This is a genomic window from Halomonas sp. JS92-SW72 (assembly GCF_003547075.1).
Lineage (GTDB): Bacteria > Pseudomonadota > Gammaproteobacteria > Pseudomonadales > Halomonadaceae > Halomonas > Halomonas alkalicola.
In genome coordinates, this window is the sequence record NZ_CP032147.1 from 310,148 (window position 1) to 329,306 (window position 19,159).

At 69.7% G+C, this 19,159-nt stretch carries 20 protein-coding genes, 1 tRNA gene and 1 riboswitch; of the genes, 5 read left to right on the forward strand and 16 right to left on the reverse strand.

What is annotated here, in order from left to right; genetic code table 11:
- Nucleotides 1-110 precede the first annotated feature (110 nt).
- Nucleotides 111-354: riboswitch (cobalamin riboswitch) on the reverse strand.
- Between the two features lie 57 nt (nt 355-411).
- From D1793_RS01435 to D1793_RS01510, 16 genes are all read right to left on the reverse strand, one after another.
- Entirely contained in the window at nt 412-840 is a 429-nt protein-coding gene (locus D1793_RS01435; protein WP_119020561.1) for a bifunctional adenosylcobinamide kinase/adenosylcobinamide-phosphate guanylyltransferase, read from the reverse strand.
- Entirely contained in the window at nt 795-1,427 is a 633-nt protein-coding gene (locus D1793_RS01440) for a histidine phosphatase family protein (RefSeq protein ID WP_119020562.1), read from the reverse strand. Before D1793_RS01440 ends, D1793_RS01435 begins: the two co-directional genes overlap by 46 nt.
- Nucleotides 1,379-2,134, reverse strand: a complete 756-nt coding sequence (locus tag D1793_RS01445; RefSeq protein ID WP_119020563.1) for an adenosylcobinamide-GDP ribazoletransferase — start codon at nt 2,132-2,134, stop codon at nt 1,379-1,381. The genes D1793_RS01440 and D1793_RS01445 overlap by 49 nt, the downstream gene beginning before the upstream one ends.
- Nucleotides 2,131-2,688, reverse strand: a complete 558-nt coding sequence (locus D1793_RS01450) for a bifunctional adenosylcobinamide kinase/adenosylcobinamide-phosphate guanylyltransferase (RefSeq protein WP_119020564.1) — start codon at nt 2,686-2,688, stop codon at nt 2,131-2,133. Before D1793_RS01450 ends, D1793_RS01445 begins: the two co-directional genes overlap by 4 nt.
- Nucleotides 2,685-3,842, reverse strand: a complete 1,158-nt coding sequence (gene cobD / locus D1793_RS01455) for a threonine-phosphate decarboxylase CobD (protein WP_240407749.1) — start codon at nt 3,840-3,842, stop codon at nt 2,685-2,687. Before cobD ends, D1793_RS01450 begins: the two co-directional genes overlap by 4 nt.
- Nucleotides 3,839-4,828, reverse strand: a complete 990-nt coding sequence (cbiB, locus tag D1793_RS01460; RefSeq protein WP_119020565.1) for an adenosylcobinamide-phosphate synthase CbiB — start codon at nt 4,826-4,828, stop codon at nt 3,839-3,841. The genes cobD and cbiB overlap by 4 nt, the downstream gene beginning before the upstream one ends.
- Entirely contained in the window at nt 4,821-5,528 is a 708-nt protein-coding gene (locus D1793_RS01465; protein ID WP_119020566.1) for an adenosylcobinamide amidohydrolase, read from the reverse strand. Before D1793_RS01465 ends, cbiB begins: the two co-directional genes overlap by 8 nt.
- A complete protein-coding gene (cobT, locus tag D1793_RS01470; protein ID WP_119020567.1) occupies nt 5,525-6,583 on the reverse strand; it encodes a nicotinate-nucleotide--dimethylbenzimidazole phosphoribosyltransferase in 1,059 nt (352 codons plus the stop codon). Before cobT ends, D1793_RS01465 begins: the two co-directional genes overlap by 4 nt.
- Nucleotides 6,584-6,647: 64 nt before the next feature.
- A complete protein-coding gene (locus D1793_RS01475) occupies nt 6,648-7,646 on the reverse strand; it encodes a zinc-dependent alcohol dehydrogenase family protein (RefSeq protein ID WP_240407750.1) in 999 nt (332 codons plus the stop codon).
- 46 nt (nt 7,647-7,692) lie between these two features.
- Nucleotides 7,693-8,553, reverse strand: coding sequence for a DUF2797 domain-containing protein (locus D1793_RS01480; RefSeq protein WP_240407751.1), 861 nt, complete (start codon nt 8,551-8,553; stop codon nt 7,693-7,695).
- Nucleotides 8,537-8,821 carry a DUF1315 family protein gene (locus D1793_RS01485; RefSeq protein WP_119020568.1) on the reverse strand — a complete coding sequence of 95 codons (285 nt, stop codon included), beginning with the start codon at nt 8,819-8,821 and terminating at the stop codon, nt 8,537-8,539. The genes D1793_RS01480 and D1793_RS01485 overlap by 17 nt, the downstream gene beginning before the upstream one ends.
- 54 nt (nt 8,822-8,875) lie before the next feature.
- A complete protein-coding gene (locus tag D1793_RS01490) occupies nt 8,876-9,733 on the reverse strand; it encodes a rhomboid family intramembrane serine protease (protein ID WP_119020569.1) in 858 nt (285 codons plus the stop codon).
- A gap of 182 nt (nt 9,734-9,915) precedes the next feature.
- Nucleotides 9,916-10,920, reverse strand: coding sequence for a metallophosphoesterase (locus tag D1793_RS01495; protein WP_119020570.1), 1,005 nt, complete (start codon nt 10,918-10,920; stop codon nt 9,916-9,918).
- A 1-nt stretch (nt 10,921) separates the two neighbouring features.
- The gene (locus D1793_RS01500; RefSeq protein ID WP_119020571.1) at nt 10,922-11,842 is read right to left on the reverse strand and encodes an NAD(+) kinase; all 921 of its coding nucleotides are present in this window, start codon (nt 11,840-11,842) and stop codon (nt 10,922-10,924) included.
- Between the two features lie 75 nt (nt 11,843-11,917).
- Nucleotides 11,918-12,787 carry a carboxylate/amino acid/amine transporter gene (locus D1793_RS01505; protein WP_119020572.1) on the reverse strand — a complete coding sequence of 290 codons (870 nt, stop codon included), beginning with the start codon at nt 12,785-12,787 and terminating at the stop codon, nt 11,918-11,920.
- Between the two features lie 92 nt (nt 12,788-12,879).
- Nucleotides 12,880-13,383 (reverse strand): YqaE/Pmp3 family membrane protein, encoded by a 504-nt coding sequence (locus D1793_RS01510; protein WP_119020573.1) that lies wholly within the window; start codon nt 13,381-13,383, stop codon nt 12,880-12,882.
- Between the two features lie 175 nt (nt 13,384-13,558).
- Between D1793_RS01510 and D1793_RS01515 the strand changes: the two genes are divergently transcribed.
- The 5 genes from D1793_RS01515 (at nt 13,559) to putA (ending at nt 19,134) form a co-directional block, all read left to right on the forward strand.
- The gene (locus D1793_RS01515; protein ID WP_119020574.1) at nt 13,559-13,975 is read left to right on the forward strand and encodes a CBS domain-containing protein; all 417 of its coding nucleotides are present in this window, start codon (nt 13,559-13,561) and stop codon (nt 13,973-13,975) included.
- 375 nt (nt 13,976-14,350) lie between these two features.
- Nucleotides 14,351-14,424 (forward strand) — tRNA-Gly (locus D1793_RS01520).
- Nucleotides 14,425-14,515: 91 nt separating this feature from the next.
- Nucleotides 14,516-14,890, forward strand: coding sequence for a hypothetical protein (locus D1793_RS01525; protein WP_119020575.1), 375 nt, complete (start codon nt 14,516-14,518; stop codon nt 14,888-14,890).
- Between the two features lie 58 nt (nt 14,891-14,948).
- Nucleotides 14,949-15,740 carry an AraC family transcriptional regulator gene (locus D1793_RS01530; protein WP_119020576.1) on the forward strand — a complete coding sequence of 264 codons (792 nt, stop codon included), beginning with the start codon at nt 14,949-14,951 and terminating at the stop codon, nt 15,738-15,740.
- A gap of 202 nt (nt 15,741-15,942) precedes the next feature.
- Nucleotides 15,943-19,134: a bifunctional proline dehydrogenase/L-glutamate gamma-semialdehyde dehydrogenase PutA gene (gene putA, locus D1793_RS01535; protein ID WP_119020577.1), complete on the forward strand. Its 3,192-nt coding sequence runs from the start codon at nt 15,943-15,945 to the stop codon at nt 19,132-19,134.
- The last annotated feature ends 25 nt before the right edge of the window (nt 19,135-19,159 follow it).

Sequence of the window (19,159 nt, forward strand, 5' to 3'; positions counted from 1 at the left end):
TCACCCGCACGGCGTCCAGCTTTTTTTTGAGGGCCGGTGCAGAGGAACAGAAGGAAGGGAAGCGGCGCGAACGGAGCGGTCGATGCCCTGCCTGATGACCGCCCTCCGCGATTCGGCATGCGCTCTCGGGCCGGTCTCCGGACTGACGAGCGAGGGCCTGGCGTGATGCCGGAGGTCCTGCTGAACCGCCGCCTTCCCATGCCGTGGGCACAGTGGCGTGATGGCGGTTCTTGACTCGATCACCGTTGCGGGGGCAGCGTCGGACTGGCGGGCTGTTGAGAAGAGCACCGCGCACCGACTTCCCGTTTACCTGGCGGCACTCACTCCGCCAGCACCTGAGAGTGCGCGTACGCTAGCAACCCGCGGCCCCGGGGTCAACGTCGAAAGTCGAACGCCTGACTTAAAGCCATTCTATTTCAATTGTTTGCAGAGCCCATGGCGCACCTGCCAGACCGCTCGGCTGCGCGAAGCGACCTCCTGGGCAAGCCAGCCGTTGAGGTCGCGCAGGCGGCGAGCCTCAGCGGCCATGGGCACGATGCCATACCCCATCTCATCGAGGATCAGCAGCGCCTCGCCCTGCGCCTCTCGCTCCCGCTCGTCCAGCGCCGAGAGCTGCGCCCGCCAGGCGCTGCGCACGGCCTCGTCATCGGCCGTCGCGGCCAGCAGGGCCTTGAGCCACTCCGCCCAGCCGGTGACCACCAGGACACCGCCCGACGGCGCACGGCCGGCCCAGTCCGCGGGAGGCTCTCCCGGCTCCAGCCGATGCCAGACCGCCTGCGGATAGCGCTCGGCGACTAGGGCGCGTCGGCCAGAGCAGGCACCGCCGATGATGCACAGCATTGCCAGCCTCCTCTTTCGCTCTCGATCACGAAACGGCGCCCCTGGGCCTGGCCCACGACCCCCTCCCAGAAATCGGTCGCCTCCAGGCGGCGACGCAGCTCGCGGATAGCGCCACCGTGGCTCACGGCCAGCACGCGGTGATGCCCCTGCTCGGCGGCCTGGGCCAGCACGCCCTCGAGCCAGGCTTCGAGGCGCGCCCAGAGATCATCGGCGGACTCACCGCCGGGCGGCGCCTGCATGCCGGCGCTGTCGACCCAGGCGCGATAGCGCGGATCGTCCTTGAGCTCCTCCCAGGTGCGCCCCTCGTAGTCGCCGAAGTCGAGTTCGCGCAGGCGCGAATCGAAGGACGCCGCCCCTTCACTCCCCGGCAGCACATGGGCCAGGGTCTGCCGACAGCGGGTCAGGTCGCTGCAGTACAGGGCGTCGAAGGTCTCGCCCGCCAGGTGGTCACGCAAGCGGTCCATGTCCGGCACGGCATCGGGCAGCAGCAGCGGGATGTCGCGCTGGCCCTGGTAGCGCCGGTCAAGGTTCCAGCGCGTCACGCCATGACGAACCACCACCAGCTCCAGGCGATGAACAGCAGCCATAGTTCTCCTCCCTCGATGGCGCCACCGACGATATCGCCGTTGATGCCGGTGAAGGCCCGCACCATGGCGAGGCCGTAGACAAACAGAAAGAGGCACAGGGCGCCGAGCAGCCAGACACCGCCCGGCACAAAGCCGAAGACGATCAGCAGCGGCAGCAGCGCAAGCCCGAGGTCCCGCGGCGCCAGGTGCTGCCGCCAGGTCCAGGCTAGCCCCTCGCTTCGCGCCAGGGGTGCCAGGCGCAGCAGGGCGAGGGCCCCGAAGCGCGCCAGCGCCGGCAGCACCACCCACAGCCAGGGGCTCGCCCCGGCCTCGAGCAGGGCCCAGATCAGCGCCCCCTTCCAGGCCAGCAGGAACACCAGGGCCAGGATCGCGAAGCTGCCCACCTGGCTGTCCTTCATGATCGCCCAGCGCTTCTCCAGGGGCGCATTGCTGCCCAGCGCGTCGGCCACGTCCATGACGCCGTCCAGGTGCAGGCCGCCGGTGAGGGCCACCCACAGGCTGAGCAGCGCCAGCGCCAGCAGCGGAGTGGGCAGCCCCTGCCCCAGGGTGGCCAGAACCGCCAGGGCGGCGCCGATCAACAGCCCCACCAGGGGGTAGCTGCGCAACGCCCAGCGGCAGGTGGCGGCGTTCCAGGGACAGGCCACGGGCAGTGGTATCCGGGTCAGGAACTGCAGGGCCAGCACGAGCCCGAAAAGGGCGTCTCTCATTGCAGGATCTCCTCGTCGAGCTCTGCAGCAGGCTTCCAGTCGATGGGCAACCCGGCCACCACCTCGATGACCCGGTCGGCCTCCCGGGCCAGCCGGCCATGCAGCCGCTGCAGAAAGGCCAGGTAACGCCAGGTCTCGGCGTCCTCGGGAGGGAGGTCCTCGTTGAGGTCGTTGGAGACCACCACCAGCGCAATATCCCTTTCCCGAGCCGCCTCGATCACCCGGACCAGCATCGCCTCCCCCTCCGCCTCGCTGCCACCGCCGGCATAGAGCCACTGGCTGGCCCACAGGGTCAGGCAGTCGAGCAGCACGCTGTCGCCCTCCCCCACCTCGGCCAGGGCGGCCGCCAGGGCCAGGGGCGCCTCCAGGGTATGCCAGCCGTCATCGCGCTCGCGACGGTGGCGGGCGATGCGCGCGGTCATCTCTGCGTCCGAGGCCCGCGCCGTGGCCAGGTACCAGCGCTGGCCGCCGCGCTCGGCGTGAAGCGCGCCGGCCAGCGCCTCGGCGTGGCGGCTCTTGCCGGAGCGAGCGCCGCCGCTGACGAAGGCGATCATCGGCCCGCCTCCGGCCGTGCCATGTCGGCCATGGCGGCGCCCAGGGCCGCCAGCAGGCGATCGTTGGCCGCGGCGTCACTCAGGGCCAGGCGAAGCCAGCCGCCGTCGAGCCCCGCAAAGGATTCGGTATGACGCACCAGCACGCCACGGCGCAGCAGCGCCGGCAGCAAGCAACGGGTCGCCGCCCGCCCCACCGGGTGGCGAACCAGGAAGAAGTTGGCCCGGCTCGGCACCACCTCGAGGCCGAGTGCACGCAGCCCCGCCGCCAGCCGCGGCCGCTCGGCGGCGAGCCAGGCCTCGGTGCGCCTGGCGAAGTCGCTATCCGCCAGCAGCGGCGCCACCAGCGCCGCGGCCAGGCCGTTGACGCTCCAGGCGGGCTGGCAGGCGCGGGCCGCCGCCACCGTCTCGGCACCGGCCAGCAAATAGCCCAGGCGCAGCCCCGGCAGGGTGAAGTGCTTGGTCAGCGAGCGCAGCAGCACCAGGTGCGAGTGGTCGGCGAGCAGCGGAGTCAGCGCCTCGCTGTCATCCCCGATGAAATCCACGAAGGCCTCGTCCACCACCAGCCGACAGCCCCTGGCGGCGGTCAGCGCCAGCAGGCGCTCCACGTCGGCCCGTGGCACCAGGGTAGCCGTAGGATTGTTGGGCCGGCACAGGAAGAGCAGCCGCGCCTCTCCCAGTCCCGTGGCGATGGCCTCGACATCGAGGTGAAAGTCCGGCGACGCCAGGCAGAGCGACCTGACCGGCAGCCCCTGGGCCGCACAGGCCCGGGCATACTCGGCGAAGGTGGGATGGACGATCGCCGCCGGCGCCCCGGGCCGCTCACGGGCATGGAGGGCCGCGGCCAGGAAGATCGCCTCGGCGCCGCCGTTGGTCAGCAGCACCTGCTCCGGGGCCACCCCCTCATGGGCGGCGATGGCCTCACGCGCCTCGCGGTAGTCGGGGTCGGGGTAGCGGGCCGCTTCGCTGGCCTCACCCTGAAGCCGCTCCGCCAGCCAGCCGGCCAGCCAGGCCGGCGGCCCCAGGGGGTTGAGGTTGGCGCTGGCGTCCAGCAGCGGCATGTCATCCTCAAGCCCAAAGCGCGCCAGCAGCGGACCCGGCTGGCCGCCGTGCAGGGGCCAGTCATCCGACGTCATGCCGAAGCCCTCGGGACTCATGAGACCGCCTCCCCCAGCAGCACCGCCGCCGCCAGCAGGACCAGGAAGCCCAGCCAGCCACCGTGCATCAGGCGAATCGCCGCCGGAACATGGGCGGCGCCCAGCGGCTGATGGGGCACACCGAGCCGAGCCCGTTCGGAGACCTCGCCGCGGTAGCGGTTGGTGCCGCCGAGCTGGACGCCCAGCAGGTTGGCCACCATCGCCTCGGGCCAGCCGCTGTTGGGGCTCGGATGGCGCGGCGCCTCGCGGCGGGTGGCGGTCAGCGCACCCCGGGTGCGCAGACCGCGCTCCCAGCGCGCCAGACACAGCGCGCCCAGCCAGAGGGTCAGGGCGGTGAGCCGTGCCGGCACCCAGTTGGCGGCGTCATCCAGCCGCGCCGAGGCCCGGCCGAAGTGAAGGTAGCGCTCGCTGCGGTAGCCCACCATGGAGTCCAGGGTATTGACCGCCTTGTAGGCCAGCGCGAGGGGGGCGCCGCCCAGCAGGGCAAAGAAGAGCGGCGCGGTGACGCCATCCACCGTGTTCTCGGCCACGGTCTCCACCGCCCCGCGGGCCACCTCCCCCTCATCGAGCCCCTCGGTGTCGCGACCGACGATCATGGAGAGCGCCCGGCGCGCGGCGGAAAGATCGCCGCTGGCCAATGGCACGGCCACCGCCAGGGCGGCATCGCGAAGGGCCCGAATGGCCAGGCAGCTGGCCAGCAGCCACCACTCCGCCAGCCAGCCCAGCCAGGGGTGAAGCCGCGCCAGCAGCGCGATGGCGGCCCAGGCCAGCAGGCCGCTGCCCGCCACCACCAGGATCGTCATCAGCGCGCCGCGGATCCGGCGCGCCCGGGGAGTGCCATGGTTCCAGGCCCGCTCCAGCCGAGCGATCACCGCTCCCATGCCCACCACCGGATGCGGCAGGCGGCGTGGGTCGCCGATGGCGAGGTCCAGCGCCACGGCGGCCAGCACCAGGCCCAGCAGCGCCAGGGAGAGCGGTTCAGCCATGGGGCACCTCCTGACTCTCGCGCCGCCGCTGCCACTCCCGGGAGGCCAGCAGCGCCTCGCGGGTGGCCCGGAAGACCGCCTGGCCCAGCTCGCGCCCGAGGCGCGTACCGGAGCCGGCGTAGGGCTGCGCGGCACCACGCTGGGTGACGGCGATCGCCAGGCAGTCGGTGGAGGTGCCGCTGGCCGGCGTCCCGGTGTGGGGGTCACGCACCGCCAGCGACTGCAGGGCACGGACCTTGGCTTCACTGGCGGACAGGCAGGCGTTGACCAGGGCGCCATCGGTGAGGTGAGCGTCGAGGAAGACCAGGGTGTTGATGGTGCCCACCGGACGCGGATCGCCGGCCAGCGGAGCCGCGATGTCCACGGCGTTGCCCGCGCCGGCGGTCACCGCCACCAGAACGCCCTCGTCCTGAGCCAGCGCCAGGTGCTCGAGGCGCACGGCGGTCATCATGGCCAGGCTCTGCGCTTCCGGCAGGCCCCGCGCCGCCAGCCAGCTCGCCAGGTCTGCGGCTGGCGCGCGGCCGTCGTAGGCCTTGTCCACGTGGAAGTTGCAGAAGTGCCGACGCCAGCCGAGCCCCCCGCCCACCAGGGCGCTGCTCAGGGTCCAGAGCGGCTGGGGAGCCGCCAGGTGCATGCAGTCGACATCCACGTCGAGGGTGAGCCCGGGGCCAAAGGCGAGCTCGGTGAATCCGGCCGTCATGGGGCCGCGTCGATCCCGGCGTCATCGAAGGTGGCCATCTCCGTCAGCAGGCGGCAGGCCGAGTCGAGCAGCGGGAAGGCAAGTGCCGCCCCGGTGCCCTCGCCCAGGCGCAGCTCGAAATCGATCAGCGGGCGGGCATCGAGGGCCTGAAGCGCCAGCTCGTGGCCGGGCTCCCGGGAGCGGTGGCCGAAGATCAAGAAATTACGCAGGCTCGGCTGGAGTCGACAGGCCAGGAGGGCCGCCACCGTGGCGATAAAGCCGTCGACGATCAGCGGCAGACGGTGGCTCGCGCCGACCAGCAGGGCGCCTGCCATGGCGGCGATCTCGAGGCCGCCCACCGCGGCCAGCGCTCCCAGGGGGTCGGCCGGGTCGGGCTGCCGAGCCGCCAGGGCGCGCTCGATCACCGCCCGCTTGTGGGCGAGTCGTTCGTCGTCGATGCCGGTGCCCGGCCCCACCAGGCCGGCGACCGGCTTGCCGGTCAGCGCCGCCAGCAGGGCGCTGCTGGCGGTGGTATTGGCGATGCCCATCTCACCGACGATCAGGCTACGGCAGCCGGCCGCGGCGGCACGCTCGGCGGCGCGCCCACCCGCCGCCATGGCCTGCTGTGCCTCGTCGCGGGTCATGGCATCGCCCTCGAGCATGTTGGTCGTACCGAGGCGAACCCTCTCGCTCACCAGCAGCGGGTGGTCGGCCGTGCCATCGGGCAGGGGCGTGGCCACGCCGACGTCGATGACCTCTAGCCGCGCCCCATGCTGGCGGGCGAAGACGTTGATGGCCGCACCGCCCGCGGTGAAATTGGCCACCATCTGGGCGGTCACCGCCTGGGGAAAGGCCGAGACGCCCTCGGCCGCCACCCCGTGATCGGCGGCAAACACCAGCATGGCGGGCGGCGAGACCCGCGGCAGCGCCTCTGCCTGGATCGCCGCCAGCTCCACGGCCAGCCGCTCCAGACGCCCCAGGCTGCCCGGTGGCTTGGTCAGGCGGTCGAGGCGCCGCAGGGCACGCTCGGCGGCGATGCTGTCGAGCTGGGGAAGAGGATCGGGGATCACGCTCATGGGGCCACTCCTGGCAGGGGCATCCTGACTTGGGGCGCCCATCTTACCAGAGTCGCCAGAGGCGTCAGGGAATCAGCACCGCGGCCCCGTAGAGGCGCCCGGCGCGCAGGTCGTCGAGGGCGCGGTTGGCCTCCGCCAGCGCATAGGCGCGGGTCTCGGTGCGGATCGGCACCTCGGGGGCCAAGGCCAGGAACTCCTCGCCGTCGCGGCGGGTGAGATTGGCCACCGACTTCACCGAGCGCTCCTCCCACAGCAGCCGGTAGGGAAAGCTCGGGATATCGGACATGTGGATCCCGCCGGAGACCACCACCCCGCCGGGACGCACGTGGGCAAGGGCGGTGGGGATGAGCTCCCCCACCGGGGCGAACAGCAGGGCGGCATCCAGCGCCTCGGGGGGCATCTCGTCGCTGCCGCCGGCCCAGGCGGCGCCGAGCCGCCGGGCGAAGGCCTGGGCCTCGGCGTCGCCGGGGCGGGTGAAGGCGTAAACTCGCTGGCCGCGAGCCAGCGCCAGCTGGATCAGGATATGGGCGGCGGCGCCGAAGCCGTAGATGCCGAGCCGCCGGGGCGCCTCGCCGCCGGCCAGGCGCCAGGTGCGATAGCCGATCAGCCCCGCGCAGAGCAGCGGCGCGGCGGCCTGGGCATCGTCGCCCTGCACGGGAAAGCAGTAGCGGGCATCGGCCACGCAAAACTCCGCGTAGCCGCCATCCCGGGTGTAGCCGGTGAACTCGGCGCGCTCGCAGAGGTTCTCCTCGCCGCGCCGGCAGGGCGCGCACTCGCCGCAGGTCCAGCCCAGCCAGGGCACGCCGACGCGCTGCCCGACCGCCACGCCGGTCACCCCCTCCCCCAGGGCAGTGACCTCGCCGACGATCTCGTGGCCGGGCACCAGCGGCAGGCGCGGCTCGGAGAGCTCGCCGTCCACCACGTGCAGGTCGGTGCGACAGACCCCGCAGGCGAGCACCCGCAGCTGAACCTCGCCGGGGCCCGGCTGCGGACGCGGCAGGGTCTCGAGCCTCAGCGGCTCTCCCGGGGCGTGGAGGCGCATGGCGCGCATGGTCTCGCTCATGGGGGCTCCTGTCGGCGATCGCAGTGGGCTGTGCCGACAGGATAGCTCAGGCGGCGACCCTGACCTCGTAACCGGTGTACTTGCGCAGGTTGATCACGCCGGAGTCGAGGATCAGGTACTGGCCCTTGAGGCCGAGCAGGGTGCCGGCGATCTCGGGGGTCTTGTCGAGATTGTGGGAGGCCACCTTGGTGGGGTACTCGAGCACCGGGTAGTCGAGGGTCACCGGCGGCGCGTCGAGCAGGCGGATGGCGTCCTCCCCGAAGCGTTCGCGCAGGTTGGCCAGGCCGCTCTCCAGGCGCACCAGCAGCCGGTCGCGCTCGGCGGGCAGGTCCATCTCGACGGTGTCGCCCTTGAGCATGGCGCGCCAGTTGGTGCGGTCGGAGACCTCTTCCTTGAAGAGGGTCTCGACGAAGCCCGACTGCTGGCGGGTCTGGACCTCGAACATCGGCAGTGCCTGCACGGCGCCCTGGTCGAGCCAGCGGGTCGGCACCTGGGTGCCGCGGGTAATGCCGACCTTGAGGCCGGAGGCATTGGCCAGGTAGACGATATGCGGCTGGAAGCAGTGACGCTCGGCCCACTCAGGTTCGCGGCAGGTACCGTCGAAGAAGTGGCAGGTCTCCGGCTTCATGATGCAGGTATCGCACTGGGCGAGCTTCTTGAAGCAGGGGTAGCAGTAGCCCTGGGCGAAGCTCTTCTTGGTCGCCCGGCCGCAATGGGTGCAGGCGATGGCACCGGTCCAGACGAGCGTGAGCGGCCGCCCCAGGCGCTCGTTGAGATCGAGCCGCTGCTCGCCGGCACGCAGGGTATAGCGAGCCGGCTGCCCCGCCTCGCCCGGTGCGATGGCCATCTTGGTCAGGCAGCCCTGTACCTCGGCGGCCGCGGCGATGGACTCAGCCACGGCCGGCATCCTTGGCCAGGCCCGCCAGGGCGGGGTCCACGCCGGCACCGCTGCTGGCGCCGCCGCAGGTGCGCTGCTGCAGGTAGCCCACCCGCTGCTCCTCGGGCACGTTGTTCTCGTGCTCGTAGCGGATCACCGCCTCCAGGCAGAGCTCGGTCTGCTCGGCGCTGAGCAGTCGGCCGTCCGGCCACTTGCGCAGTTCCACCGCCTGCTTGAGGCTCTGGTAGATGGCCGGGGTCATCTGCTGGATCATGCGCTCGAAGGTCATGTCGCTCATGGGTCGTCTCTCTATGTGCATCCTGTGTGCATACGCGATGTCGTGACGGCGAGGTCAGCGCTGCCGGCGCGCGCGCTCGGAATAGTACCAGCCCAGCGCCAGGCCCACGACCAGCCCGCCGAGGTGGGCCTCGTTGGCCACGTTGCCGAAGCCCACCGCACCGGCCATGTCGGTCATGGTGAAGACCATCCAGCCGAGCATGAAGACCACCAGCATCTGGGGCACGAAGAAGCCGCTGTGGGGCGCCCGCCGCGACATCAGCCAGACGTAGCCGAGCAGCGCGAAGTCGACGCCGGACATGCCGCCGAACAGCACCGTGCCCGCGGCGTACTGGGCCAGGTTGGCGCCGATGCCGGCGGCGAGCACGATCAGCAGCATGCGCCCGCTGCCCTGCAGCGCCTCCACCTGGCGGCCGAAGTACCACAGCCACAGCATGTTGAAGATCAGGTGCATCCAGCCGAAGTGCAGGAAGGCCGGCGACAGCGGGCGCCACACCTGGCCGGCCAGCATCGCCTCGACCAGGCTGCCCACCGCCAGGCTGCCGTTGATCACGCCCAGGGGCACGATGGCCAGCGCCGCGATCACGCGATCACCGAACACCGCCATGGCCGCGAACACCACCAGACAGAGCGCCAGGGTCACGGCGGTGACCGGCGCCAGACGCAGCGGCGTCAGCAGCGAAGCGGCCGGCAGCCCAGCCGAGCGCGCCCCCCGCTCCCTCGGCATCAGCGGTTCCCCGCGCTGCCACTTTGCCAGCAGCCGCATCATCTCCTGCTGCTGGCGAGGGTCGGCCAGCCACAGGGTCTGCCCCTCGGCTTCCTCGGTGATCCGATGGCCGATCCGGTGAGCCCAGAGCGCACGTCGCAGCTCTCGGGTGTCGAGGTCGGGGGGCAGCTGCATCACCCGGTACATGGCGCCTCCTGAAGCGGGGAAACGGGGGTGTCAAACGCGCACAAAGAAAAAGTCCGGCGGAGGGGGCCGCCGGACAAGAGCAAGGGATCATTCAAGGGAACACCTACTCTGAGGGCGGGTGACGCGGAGAGTTCACGCCGTCGAGGAAAAAAAGATGTAATTTTTTGTATCCACTACGCTGATCATTCGAAGGTGATCTCCCAGGGCCGCGGGCGCACCTGCTCCTCGCGGGGGACCCGCAGCCAGACGAAGTGATCCGCATTGAGTTCCCGCTCGCCGCTCCAGCGGTAGGCCACCAGGCGGCCGAACTTCACCGCGCTGTAGTCCAGGCAGGCCACGTTGGGCGCCGGCAGGGCCGGGATGCCCTCGCACCAGTAGTGGCCGATGAACAGCGGCGGCTCGTCGGGCCCGTAGTGGGCCAAGCGCGTGCGCTCCTCGTCTGACAGCGGCCGCAGCTCGAGATCACCGGGCAGGTTGTCGGGCTGGAACACCACGTCGCCCCAGGTCTCGGGGTCGTGTGCCCAGAAGTGGGTGCGAAAGCTGCGTCGCGTGAAGCCATCCCCGGAGTGGATCTCGACGCCCAGCGGCAGCGGCATCTGGGTGCCACGGGTCAGGCGATCGAGGATGCGAAAGGCGCCGGTGCCGGGCGCCGTGGACTCGATCAGGAAGGTCTCGTCCATGCAGCCATCCGGGCGCCGCCTGCGCAGCTCGTCGATCAATCCCTGATCCCAGCAGGCATGCACCACGCGCAGGCCGCCCTCTTCCAGGCACAGCGGGATCTCCATGAACCAGGCCAGCGCCTCCTCCCACTCCTGGGGGTGGTCGCGGTACTGCTCCAGGGTCTCCTTGATGATGCGGTTGTTGCGGGGGGTATGCTCGCGCAGCCATTCGCGCCCCAGTCCCGAGGGCGCGCGATGGCAGTAGGCCAGGGCGTTGTACTCATGGTTGCCCATGACGATCCGGGCCTCGCCCTCCTCCACCATGCGACGGGCGATCTGCACCGCTAGGCGGATACGCGGCCCGCGATCGATCAGGTCGCCCAGGAAGATGACCCGGCGCCGCGGGTGGCGATAGACGCCGCCTCGCTGGTGGTAGCCCATCTTCTCCAGCAGGGCCGCCAGGGTGGCGCCGCAGCCATGCACGTCGCCGATCAGGTCATATCCCTCGAGTCTCGCCTGCGTTCTCACATCAGTCTCCCAGGCGGTTGCTCCAGCCCAGCTTGCTGCGCAGGACCTCGAAGAAGTTGTGACCGAGCGGATGCACCAGTTGGACGCACTGCGGCTTGCGGCGAATCACCAGCACATCGTCGGGCTTGGCCACGGCGCGGGTCTGGCCGTCGCAGCTGATATGCGGATAGGTCTGGTTGGTCTCGCCGATGTGGATGCGGATCTCGCTGGCCGCATCGATGACGATGGGCCGGCTGGAGAGGGTGTGCGGGAACATCGGCACCAGGGTCACCACGTCGAGCTTGGGGTGCATGATCGGGCCGCCGCCGGAGAGCGAGTAGGCGGTGGAGCCGGTGGGCGTGGCGATGATCAGGCCATCGCTGCGCTGGCTGTAGACGAACTGACCATCGATGAACAGCTCGAATTCGATCATGCGCACCGCCTTGCCGGGGTGCAGCACCACCTCGTTCAGGGCATCGCCGCTGCCCATCAGGGTGCCGTCACGGTAGAGCTCGGCATCCAGCAGGAAGCGCTCCTCCACCTCGTAGTGGCCATCGAGCACCTCGCCCACGCGGGCCTCGAGCTCGTCCGGCGAGATGTCGGTGAGAAAACCCAGACGGCCGCGGTTGACGCCCAGAACCAGGGTACCGCTGTGGCACAGGGTGCGGGCCGCCCCCAGCAGGCTGCCGTCGCCCCCCACCACGATCACCAGGTCGCACAGCTGACCCAGCATGCGTCGGCTCGACTCGGCATGCCCGTGGTCGAGCAGCACCGTGGCGGTGCGGTCCTCGATGATCACATGGTGGCCCCGCTCCTCAAGGAAGCGGATCAGGCGCTTCAGGGTATCGACCACCTTGGCGCTGCCCAGGCGGCCGATCAGACCGATATTGCGGAAGGACGCCTGCTCGTCGCGTCCCTGGGGTGAACTCTTGTCGGATGGCATGCACGGGCCTCTCGCATCGCAGCGGCCCATTATGGGCACTGGCCTGCGCCCCGGCAAACGGCCTTGGCGGCGGCCTCAGGCGGGCCGCGGCGCGCGGCGCCTGAGCCAGCGCTCGTTGAGCCACAGCGAACCGGCGATGATCGCCCCGCCCAGCGCCAGGCGAACGAGGTCCGCGTCGCGGTTCCAGATCACCAGGTTGACCACCAGGCCCGCGGGAATCAGGGCATTGTTCATGATCGCCAGGGCCCCGGCGTCGACCCGGGTGGCGCCCAGGTTCCACAGGAAGTAGCCCACCCCGGAGGCCACCAGTCCCAGCCACAGCAGCACACCCCACTGCACGCCGGTGGTGGGCAGCGCACTGGCATTGCCGAGCAGGGCGAAGGCCGGCAGGGCGACGACCAGCGCCCCCAGGTAGAACCAGGCGAAGACGCTGTGGCGCGGCAGCGAGTCGGGGAGCTCCGCCGAGAGGCGCCGATAGCCCACCTGGCCCAGGGCGAAGCAGAGGTTGGCCCCCTGCACCACCAGGAAACCGAGCAGGAAGCCGCTGTCGAGGCCGTCGTAGCGGATCACGCCGGCGCCCAGCACGGCCAGCGCCGCGGTGAGCAGATAGAAGGGGGTGAAGCGGCCGAACAGGGCGTCGTCGAGCAGGGTGATATAGAGCGGCGTGAAGATGGTGAAGAGCAGCACCTCGGGGACCGAGAGCAGCAGGAAGGACTGATAGAAGAAGATGTACATCACCCCCAGCTGCACGGCGCCGAGCCCCATCAGGGCCAGGCGCTGGCGGCCGCGCAGCAGCCCCGGGCGCAGGAAGGGCAGGAAGACCAGGGCCGCGAGCACCACCCGCATCGCCACGGCGAAGTAGCTGTCCACCTGGCCGGCCAGGTAGACGCCGATCAGCGAGAACGAGAAGGCCCACAGCACGGTAACGCCGACGAGATAGCCCACGGTCAACTCCAGGAGCAAGACAGGTTGACGGCGATTATACGCCTGCCGCCGGCCCTGCCAAGCCCCGTCTAGCCCGCTCCTCCCGGCAAATGTCAGCGCATGCCCCGCGTCACCAGGCGCCAGGCATAGAGCACCCCCGGGACCCAGCCCAGCAGCGTCAGCAGCAGGCAGCGCCCGACCCTCCCGGCCGGGCCACGCGCAAGCCCCACCGCCAGAGGGGGCATCAGCACGGCCAGGGCCAGCAGCGCCGTGCGGGGTTCGTCCGGGGCTGGCGCCGTGTAAGACGGCATCACCTCCTCCTCGCCTGGAGGGCGTGCGCCGCGGGCCTTGTGGGCGTCGATGCCCTCGGGCGGCGGGTGTTCGAGCAGCCGGCGGTGCGCCTCGCGGTCGATTTTTTGCTGCAGCGTCTCGGCGCCGTCGGCCAGCTCATCGTGGTAGCGCTCCCACTCCTCCCAATCGTGGGGCGTACCGGAGCGCGGCCGGTTGTCACCGGCCTCGCGGGCCCGGGCCCAGGCCTTCTCCTCCAGGGTGGTGGGACGCTCGGCGTCGCGATCGCCGTCGAGACCCTTCCTGGCCAGGTATTCGCGGGCATCCATGGAAGCTCCTGTCTCGTCGGGGGCACGCTCTCTTGGAGGTCGCGGCGCCGGTTGGGGTTCCGCTGGGCTTGCACAGCGTTGACGGTTTAACGCCCGCCGCGCCCGGCAGCGGCCGAGGGTCGACTATGCTGAAGGCGAACCGGGCTGCTGATGAACCGGCACAAGGAGATACGCCATGCCCAACAAGGCCCCCACCACCGTTCGCGAGATCATGTCCCGTGACTGCTACCGGGTCACCGCCAAGACCGCCGTGTCGACCCTGGCCGAAGGGCTGTCACTGCACAGGCTGCCCGGCGTCCCGGTGGTCGACGAGCGCGATCACCTGATCGGCTTCATCTCGGAGCAGGACGTGCTCGGCAAGGTGCTGGAGAGCACCTACCTGAACGAGGAGCCGCCGCTGGTTCGAGAGTTGATGCGACACGAGGTGCTCACCGTCACGCCCAACAAGAGCATCACCGACCTGGCCCAGGAGATGCTGGGCAGCAAGCCCAAGGTCTATCCGGTGGTCGAACAGGAGCGCCTGGTGGGCATCGTCACGCGCCGCGACGTCCTCAACGCCATTCTCAGCATGCGCCACAAGCACAACCACTGAGCGACTTCCCGCGCGCCTCGCCGGCCCTCCGGCGAGGCGCGCGGCCGTCTCGGCCCCGCCACCGCCCATCCTGTGCCCAAAAAGAAGGCCGCCTCCATGGGGAAGCGGCCAAGCATCGATCGAAAAACTGCGAGCCAGAACAACAGTGTTAGCGACTGCTATCGCGCTGTTGCCTGTGCTAACTCAGACAGTGCTGCGAGAAAAAGTTCGGGAAGGGGCGAAAATTTCTGGCCGGGTCCAGCATCGTCCCGTGCTCGTCGCCCCTGGGCCTGCCGGCAACACGGTGCAAAAACAGCCACTTGCGTCATAATCGTGAAAAAGAGCGCGACGCGGCTTGCAAGGCTAAGCGGTTGGTTTTACTATCGATTCCGCCCAGCGGGTGTAGCTCAATGGTAGAGCAGAAGCTTCCCAAGCTTAAGACGAGGGTTCGATTCCCTTCACCCGCTCCACGTTATTGCAGTATTTTTTTCATTTTAAACGTGGGTTCAGGAGCCCTCCCCGGGGGCACTTCTGAGATGGGATCCTTCTCTGGTGGCGCCCATGGCCCTCTTCCTGCTCGTCTTCGCTGTTTGCTTGCTGATCTTCGGCGGCATGGTGGCACTGCTGCTGCTTTCCGGCACCCCGCGCTACCGAACCGAACCCGCCCAGCTGCTCGACCTGATCGATCGCGCCCTGCACAGCCGGGTCGGCGAGACCGAGTGGAATACCATCATCGGCTACCCCATCCGCCATGACGAGACCCTCGACGGCATCCGCCGCCGCGCCCAGCGCCTGGTCGATGAGCACGGCAACCACGGCCGGGTCACCCGCGGCAAGCCGCTGCTCGACGCCACCGGCCAGGAGGAGCTCACCGCCCTGCGCGATCACCTCGCCCGGCACCTGGCCCTCCGGGAGCGTCCACCCAGCGTGGAATGAACCAGGGCCGCGAACCGCGTTAGAATGGAAAGCTCATCCCGCTTGAACGGGGCCCGACATGTCGAGTGCCATCCGCCAGATCCCCCTCGATACCGCCACACGCCATCACGCCCACGACTTTCACCAGATCGTGATCGGCCTGGAGGGGCAAGCAGAGTTCGAGATCGAAGGGCTGGGCGGTGCCATCTCAGCCTTCTCCGGCTGCATCGTCCCCGCCAATCACGTGCACTACTACGCTGGCACCGGCCAGAACCGCCAGCTGATTCTCGACCTGCCGGACGAAGCCCATTGCCTCATCGGCATTCACCACGAGCTGTCGCGGTTGTTCGACGCACCGCGCTTCTTCGCCCTGGATGAACCGCTCAAGCGCTACCTGGATTTCCTGCTGCTGGAACTCGATGTCGCCGGGGAAAGCGAGCCACAGCAGGAGCGCCTGGCGGCCACCCTGCTCGGCTGCCTGAACGACCGCCTGCCCGATGCCCCCGCTCCACCCCGCGGCCGCCGGCTCGACCTGGCCCGCCTCGACCGCTTCATCGAGCGCCATCTGGCAAGCCCCCTCAGCGTCGCCGACCTGGCCCGGGTGGCCTGTCTCAGCGAGGCTCACTTCCGCCTCTGCTTTCGCGAACAGGCCGGCGTGACGCCCTGGCAGTACGTGCGCACTCGCCGCCTGGAAGCCGCACGGCATCTGCTCACGGCAAGCGACCTGCCGCTTTCCGAGGTCGCCGCCCGGACCGGCTTCGCCAGCCAGAGCGCCCTCTCCCACGCCTGCCGAGAAGCCTTCGGCCAGCCCCCCAGCCGCCTGCGACACCCCGGTCGGCTCAAAGGTCAGCGCACCCCCTCGCTTCGATGAGACGTCTCCCGCCGCGGACGATCTCCCCAGCACATAATTAGACCAACGTCTAACACCCTGAACAGACAGGCGCCAGAAACCGCGGAATCGGCACGTTCTTCCGCGGAATCCGCAAGCGGCGCCGCAGGCACGCTCCTACCCTCTTGGGCATGGCCGTACCTGCGGCTCCCTACCGCCTGACGACATCACCAGGGAACCTTTCATGCTCGATTCCAACAAGATGCTGGACAACGCCACCTGGCAGCAGGACCTCGACACCCTCTTCGCTCGCATCAGCGACCATTACGTGGTCGACGAGGAGGCCTTCGTGGCCGAGCTGATCAAGGCGCTGGACGCCGACTCCCGCGACTTCCAGCGTATTGCCGACAAGACCGGCGAGCTGGTCCGCGAGGTCCGCGAGATGGATACCGCCGTGGACTCCATCGACGAGCTGCTCCAGCAGTACAGCCTCGACACCCACGAGGGGCTGATGCTGATGTGCCTGGCCGAGGCCATGCTGCGCATTCCCGACACGGCCACCGCCGATGCGCTGATCGAGGACAAGCTCGGCCCCGCCGACTGGAAGTCCCACCTCGGCCAGAGCGACTCCTGGTTCGTCAACGCCTCCACCTGGGGCCTGCTGATGACCGGCCGGGTGATCAACCTGGACCACCCGAAGGATGGCCGGCCGGCCAGCTTCATCAACAGGCTGGTCAACCGCCTGGGTGAGCCGGTGATCCGGCGCGCCATGCGCGAGGCCATGAAGGTGATGGGCAAGCAGTTCGTGCTGGGCCGCGATATCGACGAGGCGCTCAAGCGCTCCCGGCCGCTGTTCGACAAGGGCTACACCTACTCCTACGACATGCTCGGCGAGGCGGCACGCACCCGCAGCGACGCGGCCAAGTACTTCGACGACTATGCCCGCGCCATCGAGCGGGTGGGCAAGACCAGCAAGGCGCTCTCCGCGAAGACGCCGGCGCCCTCGGTCTCCATCAAGCTCTCGGCCCTGCACCCGCGCTACGAGTTCGGTCGCCGCGAGCAGGTGCTGCACGAGCTGGTCGACAGCGTAAAGAAGCTCGGCGCCATGGCCCGCGAGCGCGACGTGGCCCTGACCATCGACGCCGAGGAGGTCGACCGCCTGGAGATCTCCCTGGAAGTGTTCCGTGCCGTCTACGAGAGCGACATCGGCAAGGGCTGGGGCCACTTCGGGCTGGTGGTACAGGCCTACTCCAAGCGCGCCCTGCCGGTGCTCCACTACCTCAACCGGCTGGCCGACCAGCAGGGTGACGAGATCCCCCTGCGCCTGGTCAAGGGCGCCTACTGGGACAGCGAGATCAAGGAGTCCCAGCAGCTCGGCGTCGACGGCTACCCGGTCTACACCCGCAAGGCCAGCACCGACGTGGCCTACCTGGTGTGTGCGCGCTTCCTGCTCTCGGATGCCACCCGCGGTCGCATCTTCCCGCAGTTCGCCACCCACAACGCCCATACCATCAGCACCATCCTGGAGCTGGCCAACGACGCCTCCCGCCCGTTCGAGTTCCAGCGCCTGCACGGCATGGGCGAGGCGCTCTACGACGCCGCCCTGACCCGCGCGCCCAAGGGCACCTACTGCCGCATCTATGCGCCCGTGGGCGCCCACAAGGACCTGCTCCCCTACCTGGTCCGCCGACTGCTCGAGAACGGCGCCAACTCGTCGTTTGTGCACCAGCTGGTGGACCCCGACGTGCCGGTGGCGTCGCTCTGCGTGCACCCGGCCGAGACCCTGCGCCAGTACCCCACCTACGCCAACCCGCGCATTCCCCTGCCGCGTGACATCTTCGGCCCCGGCCGCCCCAACTCCCGCGGCGTGAACCTCAACGTGCGCAGCCAGTACCAGCCGCTGATGGACGAGATGGCCGCCAGCATGGAGAAGGAGCACCGGGTCGGGCCGCTGCTGGCCTTCGAGGTGGCCGATGACCCGGCCAGCCAGCACGCGGTCGCAAGCCCCTACGACCGCCGCAAGCGGGTCGGGATTGTGCAGTGGACCAGCGCCGAGCAGGCCGCCCGCGCCGTGGATGCCGCCTGGGCTGCCTTCCCGCGCTGGGAGAGCACCCCGGTGGCCGAGCGCGCCGCCATCGTCCGCCGCCTCGGCGACCTGATGGAGGCCCATATGGCCGAGCTGATGACGCTCTGCTCCCGGGAGGGGGGCAAGCTGCTCACCGATGGCGTCGACGAGATCAAGGAGGCGGTGGACTTCTGCCGCTACTACGCCATGAAAGCGGAGGAGCTGTTCGGCCAGCCTATCGCCCTGCCCGGCCCCACCGGCGAATCCAACCAGCTGATGCTCGCCGGCAAGGGCGTCTTTGCGGCGATCAGCCCCTGGAACTTCCCGGTGGCGATCTTCTGCGGCCAGGTGGTGGCCGCCGCCGTGGCCGGCAACACCGTGCTGGCCAAGCCCGCCGAGCAGACCTCCATCGTCGCCCACCGGGTGATTGAGCTGCTTTACGAGGCCGGCATGCCCCGCGACGTGGTCCAGCTGTTGCCCGGCGATGGGCCCACCGTGGGCAGCGTGCTGACCAGCGATCCGCGCATCACCGGCGTGGTCTTCACCGGCGGCACCGATACGGCACAGATCATCAACCGCGCCCTGGCCGCCCGCGAGGGAGCCGCCCTGCCCACCCTGATCGCCGAGACCGGCGGCATGAACGCCATGATCGTCGACTCCACCGCCCTGCCGGAGCAGGTGGTCGCCGATGTCATCCAGTCCGCCTTCCAGAGCGCCGGCCAGCGCTGCTCGGCGCTGCGCGTACTCTACCTCCAGGAGGACGTGGCCGACCGGGTCATCACGATCCTCGAGGGCGCCATGAATGAACTGCGCGTGGCCGACCCCCGCGACTTGGGCACCGACGTCGGCCCAGTGATCGACGAGGACGCTCGCCGCGGCCTCGGGGCCCATATCGAGAGGCTCAAGGCCGAGGGACGCCTGGTCGCCGAGACCCGCCTCGACCCGCGGCTCACCGGCGACGGCACCTTCGTCGCCCCGGTGGCCTTCGAGATCGACGGCATCGAGGCGCTGGAGCGGGAACAGTTCGGCCCGATACTGCACATTGTGCGCTACCGGGCCAGCGAGATCGACCGGGTGATCGAGTCGATCAACGGGCGGGGTTATGGACTGACCTTCGGCGTTCATAGCCGCAATGAGTCCTTCGCCGATGAAATAGCGCAGAAGATTCGCGTTGGCAATGTGTACGTCAACCGCAATATCATCGGCGCCGTCGTGGGCGTTCAGCCCTTCGGCGGCCAGGGCCTCTCCGGGACCGGACCCAAGGCCGGCGGGCCGCACTACCTGCTGCGCTTCGCCACGGAAAAGACGGTGACCGTCAACACCGCCGCGCTGGGCGGCAACGCGTCACTGCTTGCGCTGGGAGACGAGTGAGCCCCGCTCGTCTGTAACGACAATA

What these genes read in the sequence shown, in the direction of transcription:
- D1793_RS01510 (WP_119020573.1), bottom strand. Translation starts at nt 13,383, where the DNA reads ATGGATGCCCGCGAATACCTGGCCAGGAAGGGTCTCGACGGCGATCGC.
- D1793_RS01480 (WP_240407751.1), bottom strand. Translation starts at nt 8,553, where the DNA reads ATGCCGGCCGTGGCTGAGTCCATCGCCGCGGCCGCCGAGGTACAGGGC.
- D1793_RS01530 (WP_119020576.1), top strand. Translation starts at nt 14,949, where the DNA reads ATGTCGAGTGCCATCCGCCAGATCCCCCTCGATACCGCCACACGCCAT.
- D1793_RS01435 (WP_119020561.1), bottom strand. Translation starts at nt 840, where the DNA reads ATGCTGTGCATCATCGGCGGTGCCTGCTCTGGCCGACGCGCCCTAGTC.
- D1793_RS01440 (WP_119020562.1), bottom strand. Translation starts at nt 1,427, where the DNA reads ATGGCTGCTGTTCATCGCCTGGAGCTGGTGGTGGTTCGTCATGGCGTG.
- cobT (WP_119020567.1), bottom strand. Translation starts at nt 6,583, where the DNA reads ATGAGCGTGATCCCCGATCCTCTTCCCCAGCTCGACAGCATCGCCGCC.
- putA (WP_119020577.1), top strand. Translation starts at nt 15,943, where the DNA reads ATGCTCGATTCCAACAAGATGCTGGACAACGCCACCTGGCAGCAGGAC.
- D1793_RS01465 (WP_119020566.1), bottom strand. Translation starts at nt 5,528, where the DNA reads ATGACGGCCGGATTCACCGAGCTCGCCTTTGGCCCCGGGCTCACCCTC.
- cobD (WP_240407749.1), bottom strand. Translation starts at nt 3,842, where the DNA reads ATGAGTCCCGAGGGCTTCGGCATGACGTCGGATGACTGGCCCCTGCAC.
- D1793_RS01525 (WP_119020575.1), top strand. Translation starts at nt 14,516, where the DNA reads ATGGCCCTCTTCCTGCTCGTCTTCGCTGTTTGCTTGCTGATCTTCGGC.
- D1793_RS01515 (WP_119020574.1), top strand. Translation starts at nt 13,559, where the DNA reads ATGCCCAACAAGGCCCCCACCACCGTTCGCGAGATCATGTCCCGTGAC.
- D1793_RS01500 (WP_119020571.1), bottom strand. Translation starts at nt 11,842, where the DNA reads ATGCCATCCGACAAGAGTTCACCCCAGGGACGCGACGAGCAGGCGTCC.
- D1793_RS01445 (WP_119020563.1), bottom strand. Translation starts at nt 2,134, where the DNA reads ATGAGAGACGCCCTTTTCGGGCTCGTGCTGGCCCTGCAGTTCCTGACC.
- D1793_RS01450 (WP_119020564.1), bottom strand. Translation starts at nt 2,688, where the DNA reads ATGATCGCCTTCGTCAGCGGCGGCGCTCGCTCCGGCAAGAGCCGCCAC.
- cbiB (WP_119020565.1), bottom strand. Translation starts at nt 4,828, where the DNA reads ATGGCTGAACCGCTCTCCCTGGCGCTGCTGGGCCTGGTGCTGGCCGCC.
- D1793_RS01485 (WP_119020568.1), bottom strand. Translation starts at nt 8,821, where the DNA reads ATGAGCGACATGACCTTCGAGCGCATGATCCAGCAGATGACCCCGGCC.
- D1793_RS01490 (WP_119020569.1), bottom strand. Translation starts at nt 9,733, where the DNA reads ATGTACCGGGTGATGCAGCTGCCCCCCGACCTCGACACCCGAGAGCTG.
- D1793_RS01475 (WP_240407750.1), bottom strand. Translation starts at nt 7,646, where the DNA reads ATGAGCGAGACCATGCGCGCCATGCGCCTCCACGCCCCGGGAGAGCCG.